This is a genomic window from Bradyrhizobium sp. LA6.1, from assembly GCF_040547805.1.
In the GTDB taxonomy this organism is placed as follows: domain Bacteria; phylum Pseudomonadota; class Alphaproteobacteria; order Rhizobiales; family Xanthobacteraceae; genus Bradyrhizobium; species Bradyrhizobium barranii.
The window spans coordinates 397,296-420,268 of the sequence record NZ_JBEPQK010000004.1; the positions used below are offsets into that span (position 1 = coordinate 397,296).

The following is a 22,973-nucleotide window of genomic DNA, read 5'->3' on the forward strand; positions in this document are numbered from 1 at the left end:
GGCGCCGATCCATTCCGGGTGGAGAAAGATGACTGTCGTTCGATTTCAGGTTGCGGCCGTTTCGGCCGCGCTCGCGTTGTGCACTGCGGTGAGCAGCCCGGCACTGGCGCAAAAGAAATACGACAGCGGCGCTTCCGATACCGAGATCAAGATCGGCAACATCATGCCCTATAGCGGGCCGGCCTCCGCCTATGCCGCGATCGGCAAGGCCGAGGAAGCCTATTTCAACAAGATCAATGCCGAGGGCGGCATCAACGGCCGCAAGATCAAGTTCATCTCCTACGACGACGGCTATTCGCCGCCGAAGACGGTGGAGCAGGCGCGCAGGCTGGTCGAGAGCGACGGCGTGCTGCTGATCTTCGGCTCACTCGGCACCTCCACCAACGGCGCCATCCGCAAATACATGAACGAGAAAAAGGTGCCGCAGCTGTTCGTGGCGAGCGGCGCCTCCAAGTGGAACGATCCGAAGCAATATCCGTGGACCATGGGCTGGCAGCCGAGCTACGCCAGCGAGGCGCGCATCTACGCCAAATACATCATGAAGGAGAAGCCGGACGCGAAGATCGCCGTGCTCTACCAGAACGACGATTTCGGCAAGGACTATCTGAAGGGGCTGAAGGACGGCTTAGGGGCCAAGGCGTCGATGATCGTGCTCGAAGACGGCTACGACACGTCGGAGCCCGCGATCGACGAGCACGTCGTGAAGCTGAAGGCCTCGGGCGCCGACGTCTTTCTCAGCATCACCACGCCGAAATTCGCCGCGCAGGCGATCAAGAAGGCGGCCGAGATCAACTGGCATCCGATCCACATCATCTCCAACGTCTCGGCGTCGGTCGGCGGCGTGCTCGAGCCCGCGGGCCTGGAGATCTCGCAAGGCATCCTGTCGGCGAGCTACACCAAGGACGGCTCCGACCCGCAATGGAATGCCGATGACGGCATGAAGAAGTTCTATAATTTCCTCGCGCAGTACGACCCCAAGGCCAACAAGCTCGATGCCGGCGTGGTGTTCGGCTATGCCGCGGCCCAGACCATGGTGAAGGTGCTGCAGATGTGCGGCGACGAGCTCACCCATGAGAACGTCATGAAGCAGGCCGCTTCCTTGAAGGATTTCGAGCCCGACACGCTGCTGCCCGGCATCAAGATCAACACCTCCGCCGATAATTTCGCCCCGATCGAGCAGCTCCAGATGATGCGGTTCAAGGGCAGGAAATGGGAGCTGTTCGGCGACATCATCTCGAGCGAGCTCGGCCACTGAAGCCGCGCAACTCAAAATCGCCTCCGACTGGTTAATCAACTCAAGACAGCGGCACCGTCTCGCAGTCGCACACGAGCGCGCGCCGGTCCTTGACTACTAAAGGAGCAGCCCCTGCGACACAGCCGCGGGGGCTTTCTGTTGAAGGCTCCCGGTAAATCGTATTGAATTGCCTCCGCGCCGCCAAAAATCATCAAGCCAAGAAAAGGGACGCACACACACCAAGAAAATAGGGAGATAGGAATGCCCGCTGTCACCGGCAAACTTGCGGCCGCGTCACTGGCGCTTGCGCTCATTGCGGCCTCGGCCTCCACTGCATCGGCCCAGAAGAAATACGATACCGGCGCGACCGACACCGAAATCAAGATCGGCAACATCATGCCCTACAGCGGACCGGCCTCCGCCTACGGCATCATCGGGCGGACCGAAGCCGCCTATTTCAAGAAGATCAACGACGAGGGCGGCATCAACGGCCGCAAGATCAATTACATCTCCTATGACGACGCCTACTCGCCGCCGAAGACGGTGGAGCAGGCCCGCAAGCTGGTCGAGAGCGACGAGGTGCTGTTCATCTTCAACTCGCTCGGCACGCCGCCGAACTCGGCGATCCACAAATACATGAACTCGAAGAAGGTGCCGCAGCTGTTCGTCGCGACCGGCGCCACCAAGTGGAACGATCCGCAGAACTTCCCCTGGACGATGGGCTGGCAGCCCAATTACCAGAGCGAGACGCAGATCTATGCGAAGTGGCTGCTCAAGAACAAGCCGGACGCCAAGATCGCGGTGCTTTACCAGAACGACGATTACGGCAAGGACTATCTCAAGGGCCTCAAGGATGGCCTCGGCTCGAAAGCCGCCTCGATGATCGTCATCGAAGAGAGCTACGAGACCTCCGAGCCGACCATCGACAACCACATCGTCAAGCTGAAGTCGACCGGCGCCGATGTCTTCATGAACATCACGACGCCGAAATTTGCCGCGCAAGCGATCAAGAAGAATGCCGAGATCGGCTGGAAGCCGCTGCACTTCCTCAACAATGTCTCTGCTTCCGTCGGCAGCGTGATGAAGCCGGCCGGCTTCGAGAATGGCCAGGACATCATCTCGGCCGACTATCTCAAGGACGTGTCGGATCCCGCGTGGAACAACGATCCCGGCATGAAGGAGTTTCTGGCGTTCATGACCAAATACTTCCCCGAGGGCGACAAGCTCGATAAGGGCACGATCGTCGGCTATGCCGTGGCGCAGACACTGGTCCAGGTCTTGAAGCAGTGCGGTGACAATCTCACGCGCGAGAACATCATGAAGCAGGCGGCGAACGTGAAGGACTTCCGCACCGAGGCGCTGCTGCCGGGCGTGAAGGTCAACACCTCGCCGACCGATTTCGCGCCGATCAGCCAGCTTCAACTCGAGAAGTTCAAGGGCGAGAAGTGGGAGCTGTTCGGAGACGTGATCAGCGCCGACGTCGGCGGCTAACCCCAAACGACAGAGAGCCCCCTGCGCAGCCATCGCAGGGGGCTTTTGCTTGCGCGCGGATTATGATCACGCGATTGCACAATCGAATGATGGTAAAGCCCGCTTACGCTTTGGCGCCTGATGCGGTAGGCAGGGAGCCGGCGATTTTGTCGCCATCATTTCAGTTCGCTGAAGGCCTTCGCCATGACCGACCGACGTCCCCTGCTCCGCGCGCTTTACGACGCCGCCGTTGCCGCCGCCCATCCCAGCACGATTCTGGCGCCGCATTTGCGTCCCGCGCCGAAAGGGCGTGTGATCTGCCTCGCCGCCGGCAAGGGCGCGGCTGCGATGGCCGCGGCCGCCGAACGGCATTATCTCGACACGCTCAAGCTCGCGCCGGAGCGCCTCGTCGGCATCGCCACCACGCGCCACGGCTACGGCGTGCCGACGCGCCGCATCCGCGTGGTCGAGGCCGGTCATCCCGTTCCCGATGAAGCCGGCCTGAAGGGCGCCGCCGATACGCTCGCGCTCGCTGGCGAGGCCGGGCCCGACGATCTGCTGCTGGTGCTGCTCACCGGCGGCGGCTCGGCGAACTGGATCGCGCCGGTGGACGGCATCAGCTTCGCGCAGAAGCAGGCGGTCAACAAGGCGCTGCTCCGCTCGGGCGCGCCGATCGGCGAGATGAACACGGTCCGGAAACATTTGTCGCGGATCAAGGGCGGCCGGCTGGCGCGCGCCGGCAAGAATGCCGCCGAGATCGTGACGCTCGCGATTTCCGACGTGCCGCACGACGATCCGTCCGCCATTGCTTCCGGCCCCACCGTGCCCGATCCGACCACGCTGGCGGATGCGCGCGCGATCGTCGCGAAGTACAAGCTCGCCATCGACGACGCCGTCCGCCGCGCGCTCGACGATCCCGCCAACGAAAGCGCCAAACCGGGTGATGCCGCCTTTGCCCGCGCGCATTTCGAGCTGATCGCGCGGCCCAAGCAATCGCTCGACGCCGCGGTGAAGCTCGCCAAGGAAGCCGGCTACGAGACCATCGATCTCGGCGCCGATCTCGAAGGCGAGGCGCGCGAGGTCGCCGCCGATCACGCCAGGCTCGCGCTTGAAGCACGCGCGCAAGGCAAGCGCCTGGCGATCCTCTCCGGCGGCGAACTCACCGTTACCGTGCGCGGCAATGGGCGCGGCGGCCCCAACCAGGAATACGCGCTGGCGCTCGCCGGCCTGCTGAAGGACACGCCTGACATTTCCGCTCTCGCCGGCGACACCGACGGCGCCGATGGCGGCGCCGGCCATCCCACCGATCCCGCCGGCGCGCTGATTGATGCTGCGACGTTCGCGAAGATAAAGGCGCTGGCGCTTCAGCCGCAGGCGTATCTGGACAACAACGACGCGACGACGTTCTTCGAGGCGACCGGCGATCTGCTGATGCCGGGACCGACGCTGACGAACGTGAACGATATCAGGGTGATTTTGGTGGATTGAGGCGCCTGCCCAGGTCTCGCTGTCATTCCCCGCGACCCGGCTACGCCAAGGCTTCGCCGGGGTTGAGGTCCAGGGGCGCCGAAGCTTTAGCGTAGGCGGCAGGCGGGGAATCCAGTACGCCGCGGCCTATCGGTTCGATCACAAACGTCTCGGAGTACTGGATCGCCCGGTCAAGCCGGGCGATGACAGCCGGGCCTCAAAACTCGTTCGCGATCTTCGAGAGCATCCCGATCAGGGCTTCGCGGTTGGCCTGCCCGAGCAGCTCGTTCAGCCGGGACTCGTGCTTGGTGGCGACGAGCTTTTTCGCCCGGGTCAGCACGGCCTTGCCCTTGTCGGTCAGCACCAGGATGTGCGAGCGGCGGTCGTTGGTGGAGCGGATCCGCGCGCAAAGGTCGCGGCTCTCCAGATTGTCGAGCATCGCCACGAAGTTCGGGCGCAGGATGCCGAGGGTCGAGGCGATCTCGGTCTGGTTACGGCCCGGGTTCTTCTCGACCAGCAGCAGCACGGAGAACTGCGCGGGCGTGAGCTGGAGCGAGGCCATGCAGCGCAAAAAGTTCTCGAACACCTTGAGCTGCGCCCGCTTCAGCACGTAGCCGAGCTGTTCGGAGAGCTCGCCAAGCTGGAGGGCTTCAGGCTGGGCCTCGGCCGCGTCCTTGCGGCCCTTGGCCGCGTCGCCGGGCTTTTCAGAAGACTTTTCAGCGGTTTTGGAAACGGTCATCGCCTCGTGCTCGTGATCCCGCTAAATTCGGGGCGGGTCGTCCGCCCACCCTTGAAGTTATATTTGATAATTGTTATGGACCATATCAAATATCGTCAGCGTTTCAATGGCTGTGAGCGGACCGTCCACCGCAATTGCGGAGGCCGGTCCCGATCTTTGAGGGGGAGCGTCCGGTCTTGAATACCACCATCATGCTGTTCCTGGTACAGGACGGCATCACCAATGGCGCGATCTACGCGCTGCTCGGCCTGGCGCTGGTGCTGGTGTTCGCCGTCACGCGCGTCATCCTCATTCCCCAGGGCGAATTCGTCACCTACGGCGCGCTGACCTATGCCTCGCTGGCCGCGGGCCAGATGCCGGGCACGGCAAAACTCGCGCTGGCACTGGGCATCGGCGCCTTCGTGTTCGACCTGTTCGTGGCGCGCAAGGCGCTGCACGGCCGCTTGATTGTGCGCAGCTTGGTCACCAACGTCGTGCTGCCGGCCATCGTGCTGGCGCTGACCATCTACTTCGCCGCCCAGAAGCCGCCGGTGGCGGTCTGCATCGCGCTCTCGCTGGTGATCGTCGCGATGATCGGCCTCTACCTCTACCGCATCGCGTTCCAGCCGCTGGCGCACACCTCCGTGCTGGTGCTGCTGATCGCATCGGTGGGCGTCCACCTCGCGCTGCAGGGGCTGGGCCTGCTGTTCTTCGGCGCCGAAGGCCAGCGCGGGCCTGCCGTGCTATCAGGCTCCTTCACCGCCGGCGCACTGCGCTTCACCGGCCAGAGCATCACCGTCTACGGTATCACCATCGCCTTCATCGTCGGGCTCTGGCTGTTCTTCGGGCTGACGCTCTACGGCAAGGCGCTGCGCGCGACCGCCGTGAACCGGCTCGGCGCCCGCCTTGCCGGCATCCGCACCACGCTGTCCGGCCAGATCGCCTTCCTGCTGGCGTCCGTCATCGGCGCCCTGTCGGGCATCATGATCGTGCCGATCACGACGCTCTATTACGACTCCGGCTTCCTGATCGGCCTGAAAGGCTTTGTCGCCGCGATCATCGGCGGCCTCGTCAGCTACCCGCTTACCGCCGTCGCGGCGCTGGTCGTCGGCATCGTCGAGGCGTTCTCGTCCTTCTACGCCTCCAACTACAAGGAAGTGATCGTCTTCATGCTGCTGATCCCCGTGCTGCTGCTGCGCTCGCTCGCCGCGCCCGCGGTCGAGGAAGAGAAGGACTGACGCGCATGCAGAGCCGGCTTCCCATCCTCATCTTCGCGCTTCTCATGGCGGCGATCCCGCATCTCCCGGGCATGCCGCCGTTCTGGATCGTGCTGCTCGACAATATCGGCCTTGCCGCCCTCGTCGCGATGGGCCTCGTGCTGCTCACCGGCGTCGGCGGCCTGACCTCGTTTGGCCAGGCGGCTTTCGTCGGCTTCGGCGCCTACACCACCGCGGTGCTGTCGACGGCCTATGGCCTGTCGCCGTGGCTGACCTTGCCGCTGTCGCTGGTGGTCAGCGGATCGTTGGCGGTGCTGCTCGGGCTGGTGACCGTCCGTCTCTCCGGGCACTATCTGCCGCTCGGCACGCTCGCCTGGGGGCTCGGCCTGTTCTATCTCTTCAGCAAGCTGGAATTTTTGGGGAGAAACGACGGCATCTCGGCGATCCCGCCGCTGTCGATCGGCTCGTTCAAGATGCTCTCGCCCGGCTCGATCTATTACGCGATCTGGGTTGCCGTGATCCTCTCGGCTCTGCTCACCATGAACCTGCTGGATTCCCGCACCGGCCGCGCCATCCGCGCGCTGCGGCGCGGACACGTCGCAGCCGAAGCGTTCGGCGTGCACACGCCGCGCGCAAAGCTGCTGGTGTTTATCCATGCCGCCGTGCTCGCCGGCCTCTCCGGCTGGCTCTACGCGCATCTCCAGCGCGCGGTGAACCCGACGCCGTTCGGCGCGCAGGCCGGCATCGAATATCTCTTCATCGCGGTGGTCGGCGGCGCCGGCTATGTCTGGGGCGGCGTGCTGGGCGCGGCGATCGTCGTGGTCCTGAAGGAGGTGCTGCAAAGCTATTTGCCGCTGATCCTGCCCGGCTCCGGGCAGGTCGAGACCATCGTGTTCGGCATCATGCTGGTGGCGCTGCTTCAGCTTGCGCCCGGCGGCGTCTGGCCCTGGCTGATGTCGTTCCTGCCCGAGCCTACCCGCGGCAGGAAGCCGGACACCTCGCTGAAACTGGAGCAGCGCACCCGCGCGGCCGGCCAGTCCGGCGTCCTGCTTCAGGTCGAGAAGGCGCGAAAACAGTTCGGCGGCGTAATCGCGGTCAACAACGTCTCCTTCGACGTGCAGGCGAAAGAGATCGTCGCGTTGATCGGACCGAACGGCGCCGGCAAGAGCACGACATTCAACCTGATCACCGGCGTGCTGTCGGCAACGTCGGGCTCGATCTCGGTGCTCGGCAAGAAGGTCGACAGGGCGCCTCCGCAGGAGATCGTCAAGCTCGGCATCTCCCGCACCTTCCAGCATGTGAAGCTCGTCCCTGATATGACCGTGCTGGAGAATGTCGCGATCGGCGCGCATCTGCGCGGCCATTCGGGACCGATCTCCTCGATGCTGCGGCTCGACCGCGCCGATGAAGCGAAGCTGCTCGCGGAGGCCGCCCGCCAGATCGAGCGCGTGGGCCTCGCCGAGCAGATGCATCAGCTCGCAGGCTCGCTCTCGCTCGGCCAGCAGCGCATCGTCGAGATCGCGCGTGCGCTGTGCGTCGATCCGATGCTGCTGCTGCTCGACGAGCCGGCCGCCGGCCTGCGCCACATGGAGAAGCAGCGCCTTGCCACGCTGCTGCGCGAGCTGCGCGACGGCGGCATGAGCGTGCTTCTTGTCGAGCACGACATGGGCTTCGTGATGAACCTCGCCGACCGCATCGTGGTGCTCGATTTCGGCACCAAGATCGCGGAAGGCACGCCCGCCACGATCAAGACCAATCCCGAAGTGATCAAGGCCTATCTCGGAGTGGCGGCATGAGCGCGCTGTTGTCCGTCGCCGACGCACATGTCGCCTATGGCAAGGTCGAGGCCGTGCGTTCGGTCTCGCTCGAGGTCGGCGCCAACCAGATCGTCACCATCGTCGGGGCCAATGGCGCCGGCAAGACCACGCTGCTCTCCGCCATCATGGGCATCTTGCCGCTGAAGGGCCGCGTCGCCTTCGCCGGGCAGGATCTGTCACGGCTCGACATCGAGGACCGCGTCGCGATGGGGCTCGGCCTCGTCCCCGAGCACCGCGAATTGTTCGTGACCATGAATGTCGAGGACAATCTCGAGCTGGGGGCCTTCCGCATCGAGCGGAGCAAGGCGAAAACCTCGATGGAGCGCGTCTACACGCTGTTTCCGCGGCTGAAGGAGCGGCGCAAGCAGTTGGCGGGCACGCTCTCCGGCGGCGAACAGCAGATGCTCGCGATGGGCCGCGCGCTGATGGGCGAGCCGAAGCTCTTGATGCTGGACGAGCCGAGCCTCGGCCTCGCCCCGATCATCGTCGCCGACATCTTCCGCATCGTCACCGAGCTGCGCGCCAGCGGCGTCTCCGTGCTGCTGGTCGAGCAGAACGCACAGGCCGCGCTGAAGATCGCGGACCAGGCCTATGTCATGGAGCTCGGCGAGTTCGTGCTCAGCGGCAAGGCGAGCGATGTCGCGGCGAACGAGCGCGTCGCGGCCAGCTATCTCGGTTTCCAGCACGAAGGCGCGAGTGTGATCTGATTTCTTGGCTAGCTCCGCTTCCCTTCTCTCCTTGCGGGAGGAGGCGGCTTAGGCGGTCTTCGGCCGCCGTTCTTAAGAACGCCGATGCTTCGCATCGGCTATGGCGCTGGATGAGAGGTTCTCTCCGCGAATTGCGACGTGGGACCATCGCAGGCGGAGAGAAACCCCTCATCCGTCTCGCGGCTACGCCGCGAGCCACCCTCTCCCGCAGGGGGAGAGGGTGTACCGTGCGAGCTGCGCTAGCTTTCGCTTGAAGGCAGACTCGCTTTTCCCTTCAACGCCGCGACCTCCGCTTCCAGCTCTGCGATCCGCTGGTCCCTCGCCGCCAGCGCTGCCGCGACATCCGGCGCATCAAACTTCTGCGGAATGTGCTGCGGGCAGTTGGTGTCCCAGGCTGTGATCTTGAACAGGATCACCTGCTCCGGGCGCGCGCGGTACCCCTTCGGCATCAGCGACGTTGTCCGCGCCTCGTCGTCCTCGACGACGCGCGCCTCGCCCCAGATCTTCACACGGCGGCGATGGGCGTAGTCCATCACGAAGATATAGGCCTTGGGATTCTCGGACAGGTTTCCCTGGGTGACGTATTGCCGGTTGCCGGCGTAATCCGTGAAAGCCAGCGTCTGCTTGTCCAGCACCTTCAAAAACCCCTTCGGGCCGCCGCGGTGCTGGATGTAGGGCTGGCCATCGGCCGAGGCGGTGGCAAAATAAAAGCTATTGGCGTCAGCCAGGAACGCCGCGAGGTTCTCATCGACCTCGGTGCGCCAGCCGCGCTGCTCCGCATGCGCATAGCCTTCGCGCGATCCCTTTCGGGTCTGGATCGATTTCACCGCCGGCGTGAACGCCACGTCGCTGGCGTAGGTGTGAGTTGCCGTCATCGGAACATCTCCTGAAATCCCGGCGCATCCCTGCGTCTTTCGCGATTTAAAATGGACCTTTCGACAGCCAAAACAATCTGGCCGCTTGACACTTCATCATTGCAATATATGCAATAATAGCATGGACCGCCTCGAAGCCATGCACGTCTTCGTCACCGTCGCCGATCTGCGCGGCTTTGCGCCGGCGGCGCGCAAGCTGCAGCTGTCGCCATCGGCCGTGACGCGGCTGATCGCGGCGTTGGAGGACCATCTCGGCGCGCGGCTGCTGCAGCGCACCACTCGGCAGGTGAGATTGACCGATGTCGGCACGCGCTATCTGGAGCGCGCACGGCGCATCCTCGCCGATGTCGAGGAGGCCGACGGCTCCGCGCGCGAGGAGCGCAACCGGCCGAGCGGCCGTCTGGTGGTGTCGGCGCCCCTCGGCTTCGGGCGGCTGCATGTCTCGCCGGTCATGACCGATTATCTCAAGCGCTATCCGGAGGTCACGGCCGAGCTCAGGCTCTCGGACAACCTCGTCAATCTCGTCGAGGACGCGGTCGATGCCGCGGTGCGGATCGGCCATCTCGCCGATTCTTCGCTGGTCGCACGCCAGGTCGGCGAGATGCGGCGGATCACGGTGGCGACGCCGGGCTACCTGAAGCGCCACGGCGAGCCGAAGACGCCACAGGAATTGCTCGCGCACCAGACCATCGCGTTCGGCCCCTACGCCAATTGGCACTTCGTGCAGGACGGCCGCGATATCGAGTGGACGCCGACGCCACGTTTTACCAGCAACAGCGCCGACGCCGCCCTGCAATATGCAGAAGCTGGCGGGGGCATCACGCGGGTGCTGGCCTATCAGGCCGCGGAGGGCCTGAAGCGCGGGCGGCTCAAAATCGTGCTGGCGAAATACGAGCAGCCGGCGCTGCCGATCCATATCGTCTATCCGACCTCGCGTTTGCTGTCGGCCAAGGTGCGGGCGTTCGTCGATCTCGTGGTGGAGACGGCGGAGTGGAGGTTTGGGTGAGGTCTCCCTCTCCGTCATGGCCGGGCTTGTCCCGGCCATCCACGTTCTTTGACGCGGAAAGTCAGAACGTGGATGCCCGGGACAAGCCCGGGCATGACGACGGAAAGGGCGGGGGCTCACCCCTTCTTCGGCACCACGCGGAACGTCCCGCTCGCGCGCGCAATCACGGCGTCGTCGGCCTTTGCGAGACTCTGCGCGAAACAGATCGTCTTGCCGGTCCGGATCACGTCGCTCTCGATCGCGAGCCACTGACCGATCTCGGCGGAGCCGACGAAATCGACCGTGAGCGAGATCGTGACGAACGAGGTGGTCCAGTTCGTCATCTGCGCGCAGCTATAGCCCATGGCGTTGTCCGCGAGTGCGGCGATGAGGCCGCCATGGATCAGGCCGCGGCCGTTGGTGTGCGGCCTGGCAAGACGCAGGCCGATGATCACGGCCTTGTCGGTTTTCTTCGCGTAGAGCGGCTCCCACGGCTCGGTGAGCGGACTCTTGCGGGAAAGCGGCTCGAAGCCGTCAGGGATGTCGGTGTCGGTCATATCGTGTCTCGCGTTGCTGGCTGGCGCCATTGAACGCGATGTGGATGACAGTTTCACCGCCTACAAAGTTTTAAACGGAATTTGCGCGGGTGTTTGAAATGGGCACTCCCGTCATTGCGAGGAGCGAAGCGACGAAGCAATCCAGACTTTCTCCGCGGAAGCAGTCTGGATTGCTTCGCTTCGCTCGCAATGACGATGTGGAGAAAGCATGCGATGCCGTAGGGTGGGCAAAGGCGCATAGCGCCGTGCCCACCATCTCGTAGCAAACGCAAAAGCTGGTGGGCACGCTGCGCTTTGCCCACCCTACGGCACCCTCCTAAAACGGCAGCCCCACATAGTTCTCCGACAGCGACGTCATCGCGGCCTGCGACTGCGTGACGTAGTCGAGCTCGGCGAGCTGAATGCGCCCGCCGATGGTGCCGGTGTCGGGGAATTTGTGCAGCATCGAGGTCATCCACCAGGAGAAGCGCACCGCTTTCCAGACCCGCGCCAGCGCCGTGGTGGAATAGGCATCGATGCCGGCGTTGGATTTCTCGTCGTAGAATTCGCGAAGTGCGTTCGACAGATAATGCGCATCGCTGGCAGCTAAGTTCAGCCCCTTCGCGCCGGTCGGCGGCACGATGTGGGCGGCGTCGCCGCACAGGAACATCTTGCCGAACCGCATCGGCTCGGCGACGAAGCTGCGCAGCGGCGCAATGCTCTTCTCGATCGAGGGGCCCGTGACCAGACTGTCGGCCGCCTCCTGGTCGAGCCGGCGCTTCAATTCGTCCCAGAAGCGGTCGTCCGGCCATTGGTCGACATGGTCGTCGAGCGCGCACTGCACGTAGTAGCGGCTGCGCTTGGTCGAGCGCATGGTGCATAACGCAAAGCCGCGGGCATGGTTGGAATAGATCAGCTCGTGGCTGACAGGGGGCGTCTCCGAGAGGATGCCGAGCCAGCCGAACGGGTAGATCCGCTCGAACTCCTCGATTGCCGTGGCCGGGACGCTGGCGCGGCTGACGCCGTGAAAGCCATCGCACCCGGCGATGAAGTCGCAATCGATCGTGTGGGTGGCCCCGTCCTGGACATAGGTGACGCGCGGCCGACTGCCGTCGAAATCATGCGGCTGCACATCCCTGGCCTCGTAGACCGAGGTGAGACCCGCGGCCTTGCGCGCATTCATCAGGTCGAGCGTGACCTCGGTCTGGCCATAGATCATGACCGTCTTACCGGTCGCGGCCTTCATGTCGATGCGGTGACGGCGGCCGGAAAAGGCGAGCTCGATGCCTTCATGCACCAGGCCTTCGGCATGCGCCCGCGCGCTGGCGCCGATCTGGTCGAGCAGCGCGACGGTTCCCTCCTCGAGGAGGCCGGCACGGATGCGGCCGAGCACGTAGTCCGGGCTCTGCCGCTGCAGAATCACATTGTCGATGCCGTATTGGTGCAGAAGTTGCCCAAGCAACAATCCGGCCGGCCCGGCCCCGATGATTGCGACTTTTGTCCGCAATACTTGCTCCTCCCGATCCTGTAGGTTTTCGCCGCGGCTCGCTTGTCGCGTCGGTCCGCGCAAGATAATTATATCATATAATCGTTGGGCAAAAGGGGAGTGCGCCCGAGCAGCGACAAATCCATGCAACATGGCTGACGTAGATGACGCGGCGGCGCGCCGCGCCAGTTCCGGCTTGAACGCGCCGGCAAATTAGATAACATGTTAATTAATGAGACCGGGCCATCGAAGCCCGCCGTCGAAACAGGGAGAGACGACCGATGAGGAAAGCCTGTCTGGCGTTGCTGCTGGCAGCAAGCGTGAGCCCCGCGTTCGCGCAGGACAAGACCTTCGATTTGAAGGTCTCGCACTGGGTGCCGGCCTCGCATCCGCTGCAGAAGTCCCTGGAAGACTGGGTGGCCGCGGTGAATAAGGATTCCGGCGGCACCATCACGGGCAAGGTGTTTCCCGCCCAGCAGCTCGGCAAGGCGTTTGACCATTACGACATGGCGCGCGACGGCATCGCCGACGTCACCTACGTCAATCCCGGCTATCAGCCCGGCCGCTTCCCGATCGTCGGCGCCGGCGAATTGCCGTTCCTGATCTCGGACGCCAAGGGCGGCTCGATGGGCCTGGACGCCTGGTACCGCAAATATGCCGAGAAGGAGATGAAGGACGTCAAATACTGCCTCGCCTTCGTCCACTCGCCTTCGTCGTTCCATTCCAAGACGAAGAAGATCGTGATGCCGGAGGACGTGAAGGGCCTGAAGATCCGTCCCGCGCACGCCACCATGGCGAATTTCGTCACCTCGCTCGGCGGCACCAATGTGCAATCCTCTGCGCCTGAGGTCCGCGACATCATCGAGCGCGGCGTCGCCGACGGCGTCACCTTCCCCTGGGGCTCCCTCGTGCTGTTCGGCATCGACAAGGTGACCAAGTACGACATGGAGGCGCCGCTCTACACCACGACCTTCGTGTTCGTGATCAACAAGGACAAATACAACGCGATGTCCGACAAGCAGAAAGCCGCGATCGACAAGAACTGCTCGACCGAGATGGCCGGCGTGGTCGGCGAGCACTGGGGCAAGTTCGAGGATGCGGGCATTGACAAGGTGAAGGCCGAGACCGGTCACGAGGTCTACAAGCTGACGCCGGAGCAGACCGCCGCCTGGAAGAAGGCCGCCGATCCCTTGGTCAAGACCTGGGGCGAAGGCGCCAAGAAGGCCGGCGCCGATCCGGACGCGGCGCTTAGCGAGCTGAAGGCGTCGCTGAAGAAGTACAACGCGCTGGCGGAGTAGCGCCAAGCTGCGGCCGCGGCCGGCTCTCTTCTTCCCCCTCTCCCCGTTCTTACGGGGAGAGGGTTGGGGTGAGGGGCTGCTTCCGCAGAGACGGTGACAGCTCGATTCGCGGAGAGTCCTCTCACCGAGCGACGCTCGAATTCGACCTCTCCCCGCAAGCGGGGCGAGGTGAAGTGCGCGGCGAGACCGAGATCAAACAATGACAGCACACGACGTGACACCTCCCATGAAGCGCTCCTGGATGGACCGCATCATCGACACGATCGAATGGATCGCGGCTGGCTTCGTCGGCATCGTCGCGCTCGACATCTTCCTGTCGGTGCTGCTGCGCAACACGCTGAACTACTCGATCCCCGATTCGTTCGATATCGGCCGCATGCTGCTCGGCATTCTCATCTTCTGGGGCATCGCGGCGACGTCCTATCGCGGCACCCACATCACGGTCGACCTTGTCTGGGGCAATGTTGGGCCGCGCTATCAGCGCTGGATCGACGTGTTCGCAACGCTGGTGCTGCTGTTCGTCGTCACCGTGCAGACCTGGACGCTGTTCGACAAGGTGCGCGGCACCTACAACGACAACGTCCAGACCTTCGACATGCACATGCCGACCTGGCCGTTCTTCGCGGTCGCGTGGATCGGTGATGCCGCGGCCGTGCTGCTGATCGCGATCCGCACCTACCGCCTGATCTTCCATCCCGAAGACATGCACGATCCCAAATTGAAGGCGACGGAGTAATCATGAGCACCGATGCCGTCGCCTTAATCGGCTTCGTTTCCCTGTTCGTCCTGATGCTGCTGCGCGTGCCCGTCGGCATGGCCATGGGCCTCGTCGGCGTGACCGGCTTCGCCTATCTCGTCAACGGGACGGCGGCGCTGAAGCTGGTCGGCCAGACCTCGATGCGCACGGTCACCGACTACACCTTCGGCGTCATCCCGATGTTCCTGCTGATGGGCTCCTTCGTCAGCAATTCCGGCATGAGCCGCGAGCTGTTCCGCGCCGCCAACGGCTTCGTCGGGCATCTGCGCGGCGGGCTCGGCATCGCCACCGTCGGCGCCTGCGGCGGCTTTGCCGCGATCTGCGGCTCCTCCGTCGCGACCGCTGCGACCTTCTCCGCCGTCGCCTACCCCGAGATGCGCCGCTTCGGCTATCCGCAGTCGTTCGCCACAGGCGTGATCGCCGCCGGCGGCACGCTGGGCGCGATGCTGCCGCCGTCCACCGTGCTCGCGGTCTACGGCATCATCACCGAGCAGGACATCGGAAAGCTCTTCATCGCCGGCATCATCCCGGGCCTCCTGGCGATGACCATGTACATGATCACGATCTTCCTGATCGGTCATTTCCGCCCGGACTTCCTGCCCAAGGGCAAGGTGCTGCCGTGGCGCGAGCGCTTTGCGGGCCTGAAGGACATCTGGGCGCCGGTCTTGCTGTTCGTCTTCGTGATCGGCGGCCTCTACGGCCTGCCCTTCCTGCCACGCTTCACGCCGACCGAAGCCGGCGGCGTCGGCGCCGCGGGCGCCTTCATCATCGGCGTTGTCACCGGGCGGCTCGACCGCGAGAAGATCCTGGCCTCGCTGCTGCAGGCGACGCGCACCGCGGCCGCGGTGTTCACCGTGCTGATCGGCGCGCTGATCTTCGGCTACTTCCTCACGGTGACGCAGACGCCGCAGAAGGTCACCGAATTCCTCACCGGTCTCGGCCTCGGCCCCTACGGCGTGCTGGCGCTGATCATGGTGATGTATCTCGTGCTCGGCTGCCTGATGGACGCCATGGCGATGATCATCCTCACCGTGCCGATCATCTTCCCCGTGATCACGCATCTCGGGTTTGATCCGATCTGGTTCGGCGTCATCATCGTGATGACCGTCGAGCTCGGCCTGATCCACCCGCCGGTCGGGATGAACGTCTTCGTCATAAAAAGCGTGGTGAAGGACGTTTCCTTCTCCACGATCTTCAAGGGCGTGATCCCGTTCGTGGCGACGGATCTGGTGCGGCTGGTGATTTTGATCGCGTTCCCGCTGCTGGCAACCTGGCTGCCGACACGGATGATGGCGCACTAGTGAACGCCTACGGCGCGACGCGCTGTTGTCCCCTCTCCCCTTGTGGGAGAGGGTGGCTCGTCGCGATAGCGGCGAGACGGGTGAGGGGTATCTCTCCGCCCGCACACCTGCGTTTGCGGAGACAACCCCTCATCCGGCGCTTCGCGCCACCTTCTCCCACAAGGGGAGAAGGAAGAGCACTGCGCTTGGCGCAATAGATCGGAGAGAAGCGATGACCACACCGGCGCTCGAGACCAAATACGTCTTCACCGTCACCGCAAAAATCGGCGACGTCATCACGGCCGGCGAGACCGGCATCGGCGTCCGCCGCATCATCCCGATTATCGGCGGCGAGGTGACGGGCGCGATCACCGGCAAGGTGCTGCCGTTCGGCGCCGACTTCCAGACCATCCGTCCCAACGAGCTGATCGATCTCGAAGCCAAATACGCCTTCGAAACGGATGACGGCGCCATCGTCTATGTCGAGAACAAGGGCATGCGCTTCGGCCCGGTCGAGCTGCTGCAGAAGCTCAAGCGTGGTGAGCCGGTCGATCCGAAGCTGATTTACTTTCGCACGGTCCCGAAATTCGAGACGGGGCACGAAAAATATCGCTGGCTGATGCAGCACGTTTTTGTCGGCTCAGCCGCACGCCATGCGGATCGCGTGGTGATCGACGTGCATCAGGTGGTGTGACCACACACTCCGCCGTCGTCCCTGCGAAAGCAGGGACCCATACCGCGTGATCTATCAATTGCGATCGGCAGGAGTACCGAACGGCGAGTCTTCGCCAAACAACTCCCTAGGGTTATGGGTCCCTGCCTGCGCAGGGACGACACCGGGTTTGGGGTAGGGATCTTACCCACCTGACTTGCTACATCCTCAGGGACCGCACCGTCCCTCCTTGACTCCCCCAGAATTCGTTATACAACATAACTATTCTGACAAGGACGCAAATGACACAGGGAAACGCCGAGACCGCTAACGCGGGCGCCTCCGGGCTTTTGAGGATCGAGCGGGCGGACCGGGTTCTGACCGTGGGCCTGAACCGGCCGGCCAAGCGCAATGCGCTCAATGACGGCATTATCCTCGAAATCGGCGAGTGCTTTGCCTCCCTGCCCGAGGATATCGGCGCGGTCGTCATCCACGGCATCGGCGATCATTTCTCCTCCGGCCTCGACCTCTCCGAGCTTCAGGACCACGACGCCACGGGCGGCCTCCTCCATTCCCAGATGTGGCACCGGGTGTTCGACCGCATCCAGTACAGCCGCGTGCCCGTGATCGCTGCGCTCCGGGGCGCGGTGATCGGCGGCGGGCTGGAGCTTGCCTGCGCCGCCCATATCCGCGTCGCCGAGCCCTCGACCTATTTCGCCCTGCCGGAAGGGCAGCGCGGCATCTTCGTCGGCGGCGGCGGCTCGGTGCGGCTGCCGCGGCTGATCGGCGTTGCCAGGATGATGGACATGATGCTGACCGGCCGCGTCTACAGCGCGACCGAAGGCGCCTCCTACGGCTTTACGCAATATGTGACGGAGGCCGGCAACGGGCTCGGCAAGGCGCTGGAGCTTGCAACCAAAGTCGCCTCCAACGCGCCGCTGACGAACTTCGCCGTGCTCCAGGCACTGCCGATGATCGCGGAGGCCAATCCGCAGGCCGGCCTGTTGATGGAATCGCTGATGGCAACGGTTGCGCAGAGCGACAAAGAGGCAAAACGCAGGATCCGCGAATTCCTCGAACACAAGACCGCAAAGGTGAAGCCGAAGTCATGAGCGGACAGCCGTCCTCTTCCAGCATGGAGCGCGGCGCGAGCACTTCCCCGCTGCGGCCCATTTCGTTCGGCGATCCCGTCGTCAACATCGAGCGGCGCGACGACGGCACGATTTACCTGCGGCCCAAACAGCCGCTCGGCGACTATCCGGTCCGCCTCACCGACCGCCTGCATCATTGGGCGACGACGACGCCGGACCGCGTCTTCATGGCCGAGCGCGAAGGCGGCCGCGGCTGGCGCAAGATCACTTACGCCGAGCTGCTCGCCGCGAGCCGGCACATTGCCTCCGGCCTGATTGCGCGCGGTCTGTCGGCGGAGCGGCCGGTCGTCATCCTCTCAGGCAATTCGATCGACCACGCGCTGCTCGCGTTCGGCGCGTTCTATGCCGGAATTCCGTTCTGCCCGGTGTCGCCGGCCTATTCGCTGGTGTCGAAGGATTACGGCAAGCTCTCTTACCTGATGAAGCTGCTGACGCCCGGCCTCGTCTTCGCCGAGGACGCCGGCAAGTTCGCGGACGCGCTCACCGCCAATGTCTCTGATGGCACCGAGATCGCCGCGTCCTGGGGCAGCGTGCCGGGCCGCAACGTCACCCTGCTCGCCGACCTCATGGCGACGCCGCTCCACGGCGATCTCGACGCGATACACGACAAAATCGGCCCCGACACGATCGCGAAGTTTTTGCTGACGTCGGGCTCGACCGGCAACCCCAAGGCCGTCATCAACACCCAGTGCATGATCTGCGCCAACCAGGTGATGCTGCGCGAGACGCTCGCCTTCCTCAAGGACGAGCCGCCGGTCATCATCGACTGGCTGCCCTGGAATCATACCTTTGGCGGCAACCACAATATCGGGCTGACGCTCTACAATGGCGGCTCGATGTATCTCGACGCCGGCAAGCCGGTGCCGGGCGGCATCGAGGAGACCGTGCGCAATCTCCAGGAGATTTCGCCGACGGTCTATTTCAACGTTCCCAAGGGCTATGAATCGCTGCTGCCGTATTTGCGCGACGACCAGGGCCTGCGCGCAAAGTTCTTCGACCGGCTGCACGCGATGTTCTTCTCGGGCGCCGCGCTGTCGCCGTTCGTCTGGAACAGCCTCGACGAGCTCGCGGTGAAGGAGAAGGGCTACCGCGTGCCGATGCTGACCGGCCTTGGCGCCACCGAGACCGCGCCGTTCTTCATGTCGGTCAATCCGCGCACCAGCCGTTCCGGCCATGTCGGGCTGCCCGTGTCGGGCAATGACGCCAAGCTGGTGCCGAACAACGGCAAGATGGAAGTGCGCGCCAAGGGGCCGAACGTGATGCCCGGCTATTGGCGCCAGCCCGACATCACCGCAAAATCCTTCGACGAGGAAGGATTCTACAAGATGGGCGACGCGCTCAAGCCCGTCGATCCCGACGATCTCAACGCCGGCTTCGATTTCGACGGCCGCGTCAGCGAAGACTTCAAGCTCGGCAGCGGAACCTGGGTCAGCGTCGGCCCGCTGCGTGCGCGCTTCGTCGCGGCCTGCGCGCCGCTGGTGCGCGACGTCGTCATCGCCGGCATCAACCGCGACGAAATCTCCGCGCTGGTGCTGCTCGATCTCGACGGCTGCCGGCTGATCAACCCGACGCTGCCGGCCGACGATCTCACCGTCACCGCCCGGGACCGGCTGGTGCGTGAAGCCTTCCACGAGCGCCTGACGCGCTTTCTGGCTTCGGCCACCGGTTCCTCGACGCGGATCACGCGCGCGATCCTGCTGGATACGCCGCTTTCGATCGACAAGGGTGAAGTCACCGACAAGGGCTCGATCAACCAGCGCGCGGTGCTGGAACATCGCGACGCGCTGATCGAGGAGCTCTACGCTGCCAATCCATCGGACCGTGTGATATCGGTCGGCTAAGAAACCATCGCCAAAGGAGAACGCCATGTTGTTGAAGGATCAGGCAGTCATCGTTACCGGCGGTGCATCGGGACTGGGCGCGGCGACCGCGCGAAAGCTGGCGGCGCAGGGCGCCAAGGTCGCGGTGTTCGACCTCAATGCCAAGCTCGCGGAGACCGTCGCCGCCGAGCTCAAGGGCGTTGCCGTGACCTGCGACGTCTCCGATGCCGCCTCGGCTGAAGCTGCGATCACGCAGGCGACCAAGGCGCATGGACCCGCGCGCGTGCTGGTCAATTGCGCCGGCATCGGCGTCGCCAAGCGCGTGGTCGGCCGCGACGGGCCGATGGCGCTTGCCGATTTCGACAAGGTGATCAAGGTCAACCTCATCGGCACCTTCAACATGCTGCGCCTCGCCGCGACCGAGATGTCCAAGCTCGAGCCGCAGGCGACCGGCGAGCGCGGCGTTATCATCAATACGGCGTCCGTTGCCGCCTATGACGGCCAGATCGGCCAGTCGGCCTATTCGGCCTCCAAGGGCGGCATCGTCGGCATGACGCTGCCGATCGCGCGCGAGCTCGCGCAGTTCGGCGTCCGCGTGCTGACCATCGCGCCCGGCCTGTTCCTGACGCCGCTGCTGGCCAACCTGCCGCAGGAAGCCCAGGACTCGCTCGCCGCCGCGATCCCGTTCCCGCGCCGGCTCGGCCACGCCGACGAGTTCGCCGCGCTCGCGCTGCACATGGTCGAGAACTCGTACCTGAACGGCGAAGTGGTGCGCCTCGACGGCTCGCTGCGCATGGCGCCGAAGTAAGGCGCAACGAAAGCAGGGTCATCGCATGTTCGTGAACCGGCGCGACGTCCAGATCCAGTGGGGCGACTGCGACCCCGCCAACATCGTCTATTACCCGCGCTATTTCGCGATGTTCGACGATTCGACGTCGACCCTGTTCGAGGTCGCCGGATTCTCCAAGCAGGATTTGGTCCGCAAATACGGCCTGGTGGGCATCCCCATGGTCGACACGCGGTCCAAGTTCTACATCCCCTCGACCTATGGCGACTGGATCACCATCGAAACGAAGATCGAGAGCATCAAGCGCTCGAGCTTCGAGGTGAAGCACAACGTCTACAAGGGCGAGGCGCTGGCGATCGAGGGTTTTGAGACCCGCGTCCTGGTCCGCCGCGATCCCGTTAACCCCGACAAGCTGAAATCGGCACCGTTTCCGGCGGAAATGGTAGCCAAATTCACGGGGAGCTAGGTCTGGAGCTAAATCGCCGCATCACCAAAAGAGGGGGCTGAATTACCCCCCGATTTCTGCTTTCAAAGAAACACGTCAAGGGAGGAATAGATGAAACGCTTTTACCTGACCGCCGCCATCGCCGCGGCGACGCTTGCCCTGCCGGCTCTGCCTGCGCTGGCCCAGACCAGCGAAATCACCATCGGCATCACCACCACCACGACCGGCCCGGGCGCGGCGCTCGGCATTCCCGAGCGCAACGCGCTGGAATTCGTGCCGAAGGAGATCGGCGGCGTGCCGCTGAAGGTGATCGTGCTCGACGACGGCGGCGATCCCACCACGGCGACCACCAACGCCCGCCGCTTCGTGACCGAATCCAAGGCCGACATCATCATGGGCTCGGCGCTGACGCCGCCGACCATCGCCGTCTCCAACGTCGCCAACGAGGCCGGCATTCCGCATTTCGGCCTGGCGCCGTTCCCGATCACGCCTGAGCGCATGAAGTGGTCGGTGGCGATGCCGCAGCCGATCCCGATCGTGGGCAAGGTGCTGTACGACCACATGAAGTCGAAGGGCGTGAAGACCGTCGGCTATATCGGCTATTCCGACTCCTATGGCGACCTCTGGTTCAACGACCTGAAGGCCCAGGCCGTGCCGATGGGCATCACCATCGCCGATGAGGAGCGCTTCGCCCGCCCTGATACGTCAGTGACCGGACAGGTGCTAAAGCTTGTCGCCGCCAACCCCGATGCGATCCTGGTCGGCGCTTCCGGTACCGCGGCCGCGCTGCCGCAGACCGAACTGCGCGAGCGCGGCTATCAGGGCCTGATCTACCAGACCCATGGCGCCGCCAGCATGGACTTCATCCGCATCGCCGGCAAAGCAGCGGAAGGCGTGCTGATGGCCTCCGGTCCCGTCATGGACCCCGAGGACCAGCCCGACGAGGCCGCCACCAAGAAGCCGGGCCTCGCGCTCAACACCGCCTATGAGGCCAAGTACGGCCCGAACAGCCGCAGCCAGTTCGCCGGTCATTCCTATGATGCGTTCGAGATCCTCAAGCGCATCATTCCGACGGCGCTGAAAACCGCAAAACCCGGCACGCCGGAATTCCGCGAAGCGATCCGTCAGGCGCTGCTGTCGGAGAAGGAGCTGGCAGCGAGCCAGGGCGTCTACAACTTCACCGAAAAGGACCGCTACGGCCTCGACGAGCGCTCGCGCATCCTGCTCACGGTGAAGAACGGCAAGTACACGCTCGTGAGGTAAGGCGCGGCGAAAGTTCTGAGACGACGAGAGCCGGCCTGATGGCCGGCTCTTTTGTTTTTCTTCTGGGGCGAATTGCCTACCGAGGTCGTCATGCCCGGGCTTGTCCCGGGCATCCACGTTCTTTGCACCGTACCGCAAGGCGTGGATGGCCGGGACAAGCCCGGCCATGACGGTGTGGAGAGTTCAGCGCCTCGAGAACTACGGTCTTGCGAGCGCTAAGCCGCCTGCCGCAGCGGGGTCCAGGCGAACTCCGGATAATAATCGTCCATCATGCGGTCGACATAAGCGGTGAGGTTCGCAAATCCCTCGGCGCGCTGACGCAGGCCGGATTCGAAGAAGGGCGTCAGGATTCCGGCGAGCGCGCCGAAGGCGGTGGCATCGACACCGCAGGGCTTGTTGCCCATCAGATAGGACTTGTCGCCGAGCTGGACCGAGAGCGCAAACAGCGAACGCACCGCGAGATCGACGTCGTCATCCGGCGCGTGGCGGCCGAGGCCGGAGAGCAGATAGTTCTCGGCGACACGAAATTGCGCATCCTCGCGCAACTTTTCGCGATTGTGCTCCGGCGCGCCGTCGAAGAAATGCGAGGGCCCCTTGGCGAAGTTGACCGGATCGACCCAGCGCGCCCCGACCAGCGCCCAGTAGACGTGATGCTCGATCATGCGCTCGAACGCCCAGGCCTGCGCGCGCTCGGAGAGCGACAGCCCGGCGTCGAAATCGAAGCCATAGCGGCGCTCGATATGGGCGCGAATGAAGGTGGAATCGGCCACCGCCTCGCCGCCGTCGTCGATGAACGGCAGCTGCCCCTTGGGCGAGGCCGGCGGCATCGCCCGCTCCTTCCGGTAGGGCAGTCCCGCCATCTTGAGCTGCACCTCGGTCTTGGTGACGAAGGGGCTGATTTCCGGCAGGCCGAAGCCGGCGCCAAAGCCATAAAGCGTGATCATGCGAACTCTCTCCTGGACCTGCGAAATTTGGGCTTGCGAAATTTGGACTTGCGAAACTTTGAGG

Annotated in this window: 21 protein-coding genes; 16 read left to right on the forward strand and 5 right to left on the reverse strand. The window is 64.2% G+C overall.

The annotated features are described in order from the left end of the window. Nucleotides 1–28: 28 nt before the first annotated feature. The 3 genes from ABIB99_RS12435 (at nucleotide 29) to ABIB99_RS12445 (ending at nucleotide 4,192) form a co-directional block, all read left to right on the forward strand. A complete protein-coding gene (locus ABIB99_RS12435) occupies nucleotides 29–1,255 on the forward strand; it encodes an ABC transporter substrate-binding protein (RefSeq protein ID WP_354175963.1) in 1,227 nt (408 codons plus the stop codon). Nucleotides 1,256–1,495: 240 nt separating this feature from the next. Then, the gene (locus tag ABIB99_RS12440; protein ID WP_063980937.1) at nucleotides 1,496–2,725 is read left to right on the forward strand and encodes an ABC transporter substrate-binding protein; all 1,230 of its coding nucleotides are present in this window, start codon (nucleotides 1,496–1,498) and stop codon (nucleotides 2,723–2,725) included. A gap of 183 nt (nucleotides 2,726–2,908) precedes the next feature. Beyond that, on the forward strand, nucleotides 2,909–4,192 hold the full coding sequence (locus ABIB99_RS12445; protein ID WP_354175965.1) for a glycerate kinase type-2 family protein: 1,284 nt from the start codon (nucleotides 2,909–2,911) through the stop codon (nucleotides 4,190–4,192). Nucleotides 4,193–4,388: 196 nt separating this feature from the next. On the opposite strand, the gene ABIB99_RS12450 is transcribed toward ABIB99_RS12445, so the two are convergent. Beyond that, nucleotides 4,389–4,910 carry a MarR family winged helix-turn-helix transcriptional regulator gene (locus ABIB99_RS12450; protein WP_071916733.1) on the reverse strand — a complete coding sequence of 174 codons (522 nt, stop codon included), beginning with the start codon at nucleotides 4,908–4,910 and terminating at the stop codon, nucleotides 4,389–4,391. A gap of 176 nt (nucleotides 4,911–5,086) precedes the next feature. Between ABIB99_RS12450 and ABIB99_RS12455 the strand changes: the two genes are divergently transcribed. Genes ABIB99_RS12455 through ABIB99_RS12465 form a run of 3 tightly spaced genes read left to right on the forward strand, consistent with a single transcriptional unit; the run spans nucleotide 5,087 to nucleotide 8,630 of the window. Continuing rightward, on the forward strand, nucleotides 5,087–6,127 hold the full coding sequence (locus ABIB99_RS12455; protein WP_085403557.1) for a branched-chain amino acid ABC transporter permease: 1,041 nt from the start codon (nucleotides 5,087–5,089) through the stop codon (nucleotides 6,125–6,127). Between the two features lie 5 nt (nucleotides 6,128–6,132). Next, nucleotides 6,133–7,902, forward strand: coding sequence for a branched-chain amino acid ABC transporter ATP-binding protein/permease (locus ABIB99_RS12460; RefSeq protein WP_354175967.1), 1,770 nt, complete (start codon nucleotides 6,133–6,135; stop codon nucleotides 7,900–7,902). Then, nucleotides 7,899–8,630 (forward strand): ABC transporter ATP-binding protein, encoded by a 732-nt coding sequence (locus tag ABIB99_RS12465; protein ID WP_063980934.1) that lies wholly within the window; start codon nucleotides 7,899–7,901, stop codon nucleotides 8,628–8,630. The genes ABIB99_RS12460 and ABIB99_RS12465 overlap by 4 nt, the downstream gene beginning before the upstream one ends. Nucleotides 8,631–8,869: 239 nt before the next feature. Here the strand turns inward: ABIB99_RS12465 and ABIB99_RS12470 are convergent, their stop codons facing one another. Then, nucleotides 8,870–9,505 carry a pyridoxamine 5'-phosphate oxidase family protein gene (locus ABIB99_RS12470; RefSeq protein WP_354175969.1) on the reverse strand — a complete coding sequence of 212 codons (636 nt, stop codon included), beginning with the start codon at nucleotides 9,503–9,505 and terminating at the stop codon, nucleotides 8,870–8,872. A 121-nt stretch (nucleotides 9,506–9,626) separates the two neighbouring features. Between ABIB99_RS12470 and ABIB99_RS12475 the strand changes: the two genes are divergently transcribed. After that, nucleotides 9,627–10,511 carry a LysR family transcriptional regulator gene (locus ABIB99_RS12475; RefSeq protein WP_354175971.1) on the forward strand — a complete coding sequence of 295 codons (885 nt, stop codon included), beginning with the start codon at nucleotides 9,627–9,629 and terminating at the stop codon, nucleotides 10,509–10,511. Between the two features lie 116 nt (nucleotides 10,512–10,627). Here ABIB99_RS12475 and ABIB99_RS12480 read toward each other — a convergent pair whose 3' ends face one another. Next, on the reverse strand, nucleotides 10,628–11,047 hold the full coding sequence (locus ABIB99_RS12480) for a PaaI family thioesterase (protein WP_354175973.1): 420 nt from the start codon (nucleotides 11,045–11,047) through the stop codon (nucleotides 10,628–10,630). A 316-nt stretch (nucleotides 11,048–11,363) separates the two neighbouring features. Next, nucleotides 11,364–12,533: a 4-hydroxybenzoate 3-monooxygenase gene (pobA, locus tag ABIB99_RS12485; protein WP_354175974.1), complete on the reverse strand. Its 1,170-nt coding sequence runs from the start codon at nucleotides 12,531–12,533 to the stop codon at nucleotides 11,364–11,366. A gap of 260 nt (nucleotides 12,534–12,793) precedes the next feature. Here pobA and ABIB99_RS12490 point away from each other — a divergent pair, with 260 nt between their 5' ends. The 9 genes from ABIB99_RS12490 to ABIB99_RS12530 all read left to right on the forward strand — a co-directional run bounded on the left by ABIB99_RS12490 (nucleotide 12,794) and on the right by ABIB99_RS12530 (nucleotide 21,965). Then, nucleotides 12,794–13,810 carry a TRAP transporter substrate-binding protein gene (locus ABIB99_RS12490; protein ID WP_071916739.1) on the forward strand — a complete coding sequence of 339 codons (1,017 nt, stop codon included), beginning with the start codon at nucleotides 12,794–12,796 and terminating at the stop codon, nucleotides 13,808–13,810. Nucleotides 13,811–14,036: 226 nt separating this feature from the next. Continuing rightward, complete coding sequence (locus ABIB99_RS12495; RefSeq protein ID WP_014498282.1) at nucleotides 14,037–14,546, forward strand: TRAP transporter small permease; 510 nt, start codon at nucleotides 14,037–14,039, stop codon at nucleotides 14,544–14,546. Nucleotides 14,547–14,548: 2 nt separating this feature from the next. Further along, nucleotides 14,549–15,868 carry a TRAP transporter large permease gene (locus ABIB99_RS12500; RefSeq protein WP_071916741.1) on the forward strand — a complete coding sequence of 440 codons (1,320 nt, stop codon included), beginning with the start codon at nucleotides 14,549–14,551 and terminating at the stop codon, nucleotides 15,866–15,868. 211 nt (nucleotides 15,869–16,079) lie between these two features. Beyond that, nucleotides 16,080–16,541, forward strand: coding sequence for a DUF3237 domain-containing protein (locus ABIB99_RS12505; protein WP_354175976.1), 462 nt, complete (start codon nucleotides 16,080–16,082; stop codon nucleotides 16,539–16,541). Between the two features lie 260 nt (nucleotides 16,542–16,801). Beyond that, nucleotides 16,802–17,611 (forward strand): crotonase/enoyl-CoA hydratase family protein, encoded by an 810-nt coding sequence (locus ABIB99_RS12510; RefSeq protein WP_071916743.1) that lies wholly within the window; start codon nucleotides 16,802–16,804, stop codon nucleotides 17,609–17,611. Then, nucleotides 17,608–19,491 (forward strand): feruloyl-CoA synthase, encoded by a 1,884-nt coding sequence (locus ABIB99_RS12515; protein ID WP_354175977.1) that lies wholly within the window; start codon nucleotides 17,608–17,610, stop codon nucleotides 19,489–19,491. Before ABIB99_RS12510 ends, ABIB99_RS12515 begins: the two co-directional genes overlap by 4 nt. Before the next feature lie 25 nt (nucleotides 19,492–19,516). Next, nucleotides 19,517–20,278, forward strand: a complete 762-nt coding sequence (locus ABIB99_RS12520; RefSeq protein ID WP_038933541.1) for a 3-hydroxyacyl-CoA dehydrogenase — start codon at nucleotides 19,517–19,519, stop codon at nucleotides 20,276–20,278. A 25-nt stretch (nucleotides 20,279–20,303) separates the two neighbouring features. Continuing rightward, nucleotides 20,304–20,723 carry an acyl-CoA thioesterase gene (locus tag ABIB99_RS12525; RefSeq protein WP_085403547.1) on the forward strand — a complete coding sequence of 140 codons (420 nt, stop codon included), beginning with the start codon at nucleotides 20,304–20,306 and terminating at the stop codon, nucleotides 20,721–20,723. Between the two features lie 90 nt (nucleotides 20,724–20,813). Continuing rightward, nucleotides 20,814–21,965, forward strand: coding sequence for an ABC transporter substrate-binding protein (locus ABIB99_RS12530; RefSeq protein WP_028151958.1), 1,152 nt, complete (start codon nucleotides 20,814–20,816; stop codon nucleotides 21,963–21,965). A 215-nt stretch (nucleotides 21,966–22,180) separates the two neighbouring features. Here ABIB99_RS12530 and ABIB99_RS12535 read toward each other — a convergent pair whose 3' ends face one another. Beyond that, nucleotides 22,181–22,909: a glutathione S-transferase family protein gene (locus ABIB99_RS12535; protein WP_354175979.1), complete on the reverse strand. Its 729-nt coding sequence runs from the start codon at nucleotides 22,907–22,909 to the stop codon at nucleotides 22,181–22,183. Nucleotides 22,910–22,973: the final 64 nt, after the last annotated feature.